This is a genomic window from Fluoribacter dumoffii NY 23, from assembly GCF_000236165.1.
Lineage (GTDB): Bacteria > Pseudomonadota > Gammaproteobacteria > Legionellales > Legionellaceae > Legionella > Legionella dumoffii.
On record NZ_CM001373.1, the window covers coordinates 3,018,712 to 3,026,051 of the forward strand.

Consider the following 7,340-nt stretch of genomic DNA (forward strand, 5'->3'; position numbering starts at 1 on the left):
TAGGCAACACCGCATCCACTTTTTCCACTGAGTCGATAAATTGCACCACTAATGGAAGATTGCTGCCAACATCTACCAAGGATGTACAGACAACCGGGCTTTTCATCGTAAACCCAGCAATGGCACGCAACACAGTCCCACCTGCAATTTCATTTTTATCAAGCATACTCAAGAGCTCGAGGTGCAAGGGGCGATGCTGCCATTTATCGGCTTCATTAATATAGATGGAAACTTTTACGTGATTCATCAGATTGCCCGAGCGAGCGCTATGCCCGCAACAACTGCCAGTAATGAAAAAAGATTATTGCAAATAAAATTTAGTGCGGCAAGTGCATAATCGCTTTGCTCCATGAGCATATAGGTTTCATAACTGAAGCTGGAAAAAGTTGTAAACGCACCACAGAAACCAACTGCCGCAAAGGAACGCCAGCGGGGATCCACCTCTACCCGCTCCAAGGTCCAGGCAAGAAAAAATCCCAGGATAAAGCTTCCGGTAAGATTAACAATGAAGGTGCCATAAGGAATATCCGCGGATAAATATTTGACGGAAAAACGGTTCACCAGATAACGCAAATTCGCGCCAATAACTGCCCCACAGGAAATCCAGAAAAAATCATTCAAGGCGTCCTTCCTTTTTTATTCACACCACTCATTATTTCTTAACGGAATAATACATAAAAAAAACAAAGGCGTAAATTTAACCCAAATCTTATAATGAGTATTCAGGCCGAGCTAACTCAACATGAAATTCTTCACAATCCTTTAAAAATTCATCACTTGCAAAATAATTAAACTCGTTTAACCGGGCCCTGGCAATCGGATCTGCATCCTCCGTCTGCGCTGCTGGATGGCACATAATCAGGGTATTGTCTTTAGTTGAACGCAGCCATTCCCTGAATAATTTCCTATAATTTGCATCAGGTGCAAAATCATAAACGCCTGAAAAGTAACGGTTATGGGGAATACCTGAGCGGATAAGATGCTTCAGTAAGGCCTTACCCCCGGTGAAGGCCAATACTTTTGCTTTAAATTGGCTCTGGGATACATTAATCGAAGGCCATGTGGAACGAATGGAGGTCCCATAACTTTTCAGTTTTTGCGCATAGAGATTTAAAATAACCTGTCGTACCCCAGGAAACTGGTGGACATGCTGGTGGCCATCAATGAAATCAGGCGGTTGCCCCATAATCGTGGTAAATTGCTCCAATTGCGCCAAAAATTCTTTGGCAATTAGCGATGTTTTTAGTGAGCGCATATGGGTCTTGATTAACAACTCATGGAGGGAAAAACACAGTTTTTCGGGTTGAGAAACTAAATAACCTTCAGTTAAATTAAAATGCAAGCCTATCTTGATTTGTTTTCTTAAAGCACTTAGTTCTTGCGCATAGGGCTTAAAACCCGACATATTCACCATACAGCTTACCGCCGACAAACGTCCTTTATGCGCCAAGGTTAATATCCCTTTCGACACTCCTGAATGCAAACCAAAATCATCTGCACATAATTCCACGGTTTTTGAGTCAATCACTGTCGTATGCCACTATTTAAAATAGCATATGATATCGCATTTTTACTCTAAAAATGTAGCAGGTAATGAACGGGCGGCCCAGCAAAATACAATCCTTTCTGGGTCAAGAGCCCGTAGATCAAACTGGAGTGCACTCCTGTTTCTCTTTAAGCTGCTTGGGATTGCGTTTTTACAGGGAACAAACGCGCTCCCAATACATTGATACACAAGCCACCAATGACCAACAGTCCTGCAGCAAGCTTCCAGCGTTGGAAAGGTTCCCCCAAAACGATAACGGAACTCACCATTGCCACAATAGGAACCAATAAAGTAAACGGGGCAACCACGCCTACAGGATAACGGGCAATAAGCCAATTCCACACCCCATAGCCTACCCAGGTCGAAGCAAAAACAATGTAAAACAGGGATATGGCTCCCCGCCAACTTATATGTTCATAGGTATAAACCCAATTTGCAGAGCCTTCAAAGAGTAAGGAAAGAAGGAACATGGGAATGCAGGCCACAAAACTCCCCCAGACAATAAGTGCCATCATGTTGGTGTTGCTGCCTTTAATTTTCTTGGTAATCAGATTTCCAAACCCCCATGTTGCAGCCGCCGCAAGAATAAAGATAAAACCCGGTAATGAGATGTCACTGTCAAAATGCATCGCAACCAATCCAATCCCGGTAAAAGCGACAAGCGCGCCAATAATCTGCCCCAGATTAGGCTGTTCGCCCAAAAATATAACCGCAAAAAACATACTGAAAAATACTTGCGTTTGCATGAGTAAAGAGGCCATTCCCGGGGGCATTCCAATAGCCATTCCGATAAATAGAAATGCAAACTGCAAGGCAAACATGATAAACCCATATAACACGACGATTTTGAACGAGGTTTGGGGGATTCGCACAAAAAATACAGCCGGTACACTAGCAAATAAAAAACGCAGGGCGCAGAGTAACAGAGGCGAAATTTCTTCCAGTCCAAAGGACACGAAAAGAAAATTTATGCCCCAAATCAACACAACTAAAAGAGCGAGTAAAAGATGTGTAACAGGCATCACTAAGTGCTCCATAAAAAATCATAGTCTAGCTTAAAGCCTGTAATAATGCCATTTAATTAGTTTATTTTTTGATCAGCAAAGCGTTCAAGAAAAGTAAATCCTGCTTCCATAAAAGCAATTGTGAACACAGGAAGCATAATAAATTTAATTTCTATTTTTAATTCTTCACGTTAAACTGGATTTCCTTCAATAAAAACATAACGTATTTATTTTTTATGGCTTAAATGATGAAAGAAATTATTCTTGCTACCAGCAATCCTGGTAAAATTAAAGAATTAAGTGAGCTGCTCGCGCCCATAAAATGTATTCCGCAAACTGATTTGGGCATTACAGATGCCTTGGAAAACGGATTAAGTTTTATAGAAAATGCACTAATCAAAGCGCGCCATGCCAGTTTGCATACAGGCAAACCTGCTTTAGCCGATGATTCCGGATTAGTCGTACCTGCCTTACATGGCGAACCAGGTATCTATTCAGCACGATATGCTGGCAAGGAGGCAACTGATGCAGGGAATATTCAATTATTATTGAAAAAAATGGAGCATATCCCAATACACCAACGAAATGCATGGTTTTATTGTGCTATTGCCCTGGTAGAGCATGCAAAAGATCCTGTTCCAATTATTGCAACAGGAATATGTAAAGGAATAATCCACCCACATCCAGTGGGTGAAGGTGGTTTTGGCTACGACCCGATATTCTATCTTCCTGATTTTCAATGCACGGTAGCGCAATTACCTGCTAAAATTAAAAATAATATCAGTCACCGTGCACAGGCATTAAAGCAATTGCGCGTTTTAGTTAAGAATGATGATGGACATTGACTCACTTTTTGCGCAAGCATATAAATTCCAATATGAAGGTCACTTGCCACAAGCCATTCGTCTTTATGAGCAAATATTGTTACAAGAGCCCAAGCATCTAAATACATTGCATTTTTTAGGGCTCACTTATGCTCAGTTAGGCGATATGGACAATGCAATTCTTTATTTGTTGCAAGCGCTTTCCTTAAGCCCTGAAAATGCCAGCTTGCTTAATAATCTGGCAAATGCTTACAAAAAATTACATAACTTTGATAAAGCCATTGAGTATTATCAGCAAGCAATTAAAATCAAACCGGATTATGCCCAGGCCCTTAACAATTTGGCTACCGTTTATGCATCGCAAAATAATTATGCCCAAGCCCTGCTCCATTATACCCGGGCGGTGCATGCCGAACCTGATTTCAGTACAGCCCATTTTAATTTAGGGTTGTTACTGTTACAAAACAATCAATTAGAAGCCGCCAAAACGCAATTTAACAATGTGGTCTCCCTAAATCCATTTCATACGGAAGCCCTGTTTTATCTTGGGGTGTTACATCTGGAAAAAAATGCCCTGGGCGAAGCGGAAAAAGCCTTCCAAAATGTTTTGGAGCAGGACAGCAGACAAATAGAAGCTCTTTCCAACCTGGGGGTGATCGCTTTAAAAAGACACCAAAACCAGTTGGCAATCGATTATTTCAGTAAGGCACTGGCCCTGGATAATGAAAATATCGAGGCACGCAACAATCTGGCTGCAACATTCATGCACCATGATCGTTTTGAAAACGCACTGATGCATTATGATGTGTTATTGCAAAAAGAACCGGATAACATTGAATATTTATACAATTCTGGGGTGGCACAAATGGCTTTAGGTCATTTAAATGAAGCTACTATTCTTTTTGATCACATTCTTGAAATTGAGCATGAGCATGCCTCCTCCCTCAATAATTTAGCCGCCATTTATCTGAAACTGGATCAAAAAAGCAAAGCAAGGGAATACCTGGAGCGTGCCCTGGCGATTAATCCTGATGATACCATAAGCGCCCATATGCTCCATGCTATTACTGGCAATGAACATGCATCAACAACGCCGGAATATGCCCAAAATTTATTTAACAACTACGCGCTTTATTATGATCACCATATGAAAAGCACATTAAACTATACCATCCCGCAACATATAGCTCGTGTAATCCATCAAATGGAATTACCAAACAATGCTCATACCCTGGATCTGGGCTGTGGGACGGGTTTAACCGGCATCGTTCTTCGGGAACTCAGCAAACATCTGACTGGAGTTGATATTTCTGCAAAAATGTTAGCTCAGGCGAAGGCTAAAGACATTTATGATAATCTGGTAGAGGCTGAACTCAATCAATTTCTGCAGCAAAACAAAGCGACCTACGATCTTGTCGTTGCCGCAGATGTCCTCCCTTATTTTGGTGAACTCGATGATTTATTTCATACCATCCGTCATCACGTGAAATCCAAAGGTTATTTTATTTTTACCGCCGAAATCAGCCTGGAAAACCCCTGGTCACTTGAAACAAGTGCCCGTTTCAGCCATCATCCTGATTACATCAAGAAATTAGCAGAACAAAATCAGTTCCAACTTATCAAACAGGAAAAAATTCCTGCCCGCATTCAGGAGAATCGGGTTTTGGAGGTTATGCTTTATATTTTAGCAGTTTGAGTAAAAAATAAAGCAAAATAGGCATATACTATATATAAGGATGGGAATGAAACTCTATTCTAATAGAGAGGCAAGGAGCTTATATATGTCGAAGCCCACCGCACATGTATTTGCCGAAGCACTGCAACTGACTTCTGGCGAACAAAAAGAAATTGCTCGAAAAATTGAGTTTGAAACTGCAAAATCATTTCACAGCATGGTTAAACTTGGTGCTTTTGCCAATATTTTTGGTGCTCTTCTTTATGTACTTGCCATTTACAATACAACCCGCCCTCTAATCCTTATATCCTGGTATGTGATTTTGGTCCTTGCCAACTTGCTCAATGTGCTATGGGCCCTGCGTTTTGAATACAAACATATTAGCCGGGAAAAAATCCTCAGGTGTCGAAAAGGTTTTCTCTTTCTTGTCATTTTAATATGCTTAATCTGGAGCAGCATTGGGATTTTATTTATGAGCGATGGGATCCATCAACAGATGACTACCATCATCTTTTTATCCGCTGTCCTGATTTGTTTTTCCTTTTCCACAGCAATTGATTTAACCATGGGAATTGTCAGTATTGTCTGTTTGCTTAGCCCCACCATCTTATACCATTCTTATTTAATCATTAGCCTGTTTCATTCATCAGCAAGCCGAATCAGTATGTCAATTGCGGGCTCTTTTATGGTGCTTGGTATATTTATGCTCATCGCCTGCTTTGTAGGGAACCGGATTATTTTAAAATTATTTCGTTTAGGTTATGAAAATGCTTTGCTAAACCAAAAGCTGGAGAATATGAATGCTTCATTGGAACAACGCGTCAAGGAACGTACTGAAGCCCTGGAGAAATCACTCCAGTTAGTGACCTATCAAGCAACGCATGATTTATTGACCGACCTGCCTAATGAGCGTTTTCTTTATGATCACATAAATAATCTGGCTGAAAAAGCGGTGAAAGACCACCACAAATTTGCCATTGCATGTTTTTCAATAAATAATATGATGAAAATAAATGACAGTATTGGTCATCAAGCCTCTGCCACTATTATTCATCGGATGGCGCAACGTTTTGCCCAACTCGCCGAAAAAAATTCAAAATATTTCATCTCTTTATTACGCAAAGATGTATTTGTGATTTTAATGGATCCCATCATTGACACGCGAGAAATTGAAGAATGCACCGAGGATTTATTCATGGTTTTGGAAAATCCTGTTTATGTAGCCCAACAAGAATTGAATTTAACTGCAAGTATTGGCATCAGTGTATTTCCGAATGATGGAAGGGATGTAGATACCCTGATAACCAATGCTGAGGCAGCACGTACTCTGGCGACAGAGCGCGGGGGCAATAGTGTGCGCATTTACAATACAGTGATTACTGCCGATGCCGCCAGGCAGCTTAATATCGAAAACCAACTTTATCGAGCGATTGATAACAACGAATTTATTTTGAATTATCAACCATTTATTGATTTAAGGACTGGAACCATTTCTGGGGCAGAAGCCTTAATCCGTTGGAATAACCCAATGCTCGGAATGCTTTCCCCCTTGGAGTTTATTCCTTTGGCAGAAACAAACGGCATGATTCTTCCTATTGGTGAGTGGGTAATCAGTACAGCTTGCCAACAATTGAAGAAATGGCATAACAGCGGATTTAAATTAGTTTTGTCCGTTAACTTGTCAGCAAAGCAGTTGGTACAACCTGATCTCGTTGAGCGTATCGATGAAATTTTAAAAAAACTGAATCTCTCCCCCAAATTCCTTGAGCTGGAATTAACGGAGTCCAATGCTTTTCAAAATGAAGCCATTCCCATTATTAATAAATTTACCGAAATGGGTATCTCACTGGCCATTGATGATTTTGGCACCGGCTATTCGGAATTCGGAAATCTTAAATTGTTCAAAGTAAATAAAATAAAAATTGATAAAACATTCATTCAAGATGTAGATGTCAGCATTGATAGTAGAAATATCGTATGCAACACCATTGCCTTGGCTCATCGAATGAATATTGATTGTCTGGCAGAAGGTGTGGAAACACTGGAACAAATAAAATTTTTAAAAGAAAATGGATGTTTCATCATGCAAGGTTATTATTTTAGTAAACCCATAGACGCGAAAGCGTTTACCGAATTTTTAAAAACGCACTCCCAAAATAACTACGAAGCGTTGGCCAATTGGTAGGAATAAAGCATGACCTCGGGATTTTTTACTTTATCCAGCTTTCCATATAGCCCCTAAAGATTATCCCTATATCCCAATAAAGATGACTTTATCAAAGAGTATTGAT

7 protein-coding genes are annotated in these 7,340 nt (G+C 40.3%); 3 read left to right on the forward strand and 4 right to left on the reverse strand.

Annotation, left to right across the window (positions count from 1 at the left end):
• From KYQ_RS19165 to KYQ_RS13795, 4 genes are all read right to left on the reverse strand, one after another.
• Nucleotides 1-247, reverse strand: a 247-nt coding sequence (locus KYQ_RS19165) for a DUF190 domain-containing protein (protein ID WP_050799698.1), incomplete at its 3' end; no start/stop codon positions are given.
• Nucleotides 247-621, reverse strand: a complete 375-nt coding sequence (crcB, locus tag KYQ_RS13785; RefSeq protein WP_010652558.1) for a fluoride efflux transporter CrcB — start codon at nt 619-621, stop codon at nt 247-249. The genes KYQ_RS19165 and crcB, both read right to left, overlap by 1 nt.
• A gap of 88 nt (nt 622-709) precedes the next feature.
• Nucleotides 710-1,528 (reverse strand): ChbG/HpnK family deacetylase, encoded by an 819-nt coding sequence (locus KYQ_RS13790; RefSeq protein WP_010652557.1) that lies wholly within the window; start codon nt 1,526-1,528, stop codon nt 710-712.
• Between the two features lie 146 nt (nt 1,529-1,674).
• Nucleotides 1,675-2,568 carry an O-acetylserine/cysteine exporter gene (locus tag KYQ_RS13795; protein ID WP_010652556.1) on the reverse strand — a complete coding sequence of 298 codons (894 nt, stop codon included), beginning with the start codon at nt 2,566-2,568 and terminating at the stop codon, nt 1,675-1,677.
• A gap of 230 nt (nt 2,569-2,798) precedes the next feature.
• Between KYQ_RS13795 and rdgB the strand changes: the two genes are divergently transcribed.
• From rdgB to KYQ_RS13810, 3 genes are all read left to right on the forward strand, one after another.
• Nucleotides 2,799-3,395: an RdgB/HAM1 family non-canonical purine NTP pyrophosphatase gene (gene rdgB, locus KYQ_RS13800; RefSeq protein ID WP_010652555.1), complete on the forward strand. Its 597-nt coding sequence runs from the start codon at nt 2,799-2,801 to the stop codon at nt 3,393-3,395.
• Complete coding sequence (locus KYQ_RS13805; RefSeq protein WP_029489063.1) at nt 3,379-5,070, forward strand: tetratricopeptide repeat protein; 1,692 nt, start codon at nt 3,379-3,381, stop codon at nt 5,068-5,070. The genes rdgB and KYQ_RS13805 overlap by 17 nt, the downstream gene beginning before the upstream one ends.
• An 85-nt stretch (nt 5,071-5,155) precedes the next feature.
• A complete protein-coding gene (locus tag KYQ_RS13810; protein ID WP_010652553.1) occupies nt 5,156-7,234 on the forward strand; it encodes a putative bifunctional diguanylate cyclase/phosphodiesterase in 2,079 nt (692 codons plus the stop codon).
• Nucleotides 7,235-7,340 lie beyond the last annotated feature (106 nt).

What these genes read in the sequence shown, in the direction of transcription:
- KYQ_RS13810 (WP_010652553.1), top strand. Translation starts at nt 5,156, where the DNA reads ATGTCGAAGCCCACCGCACATGTATTTGCCGAAGCACTGCAACTGACT.
- rdgB (WP_010652555.1), top strand. Translation starts at nt 2,799, where the DNA reads ATGAAAGAAATTATTCTTGCTACCAGCAATCCTGGTAAAATTAAAGAA.
- KYQ_RS13795 (WP_010652556.1), bottom strand. Translation starts at nt 2,568, where the DNA reads ATGCCTGTTACACATCTTTTACTCGCTCTTTTAGTTGTGTTGATTTGG.
- KYQ_RS13805 (WP_029489063.1), top strand. Translation starts at nt 3,379, where the DNA reads ATGATGATGGACATTGACTCACTTTTTGCGCAAGCATATAAATTCCAA.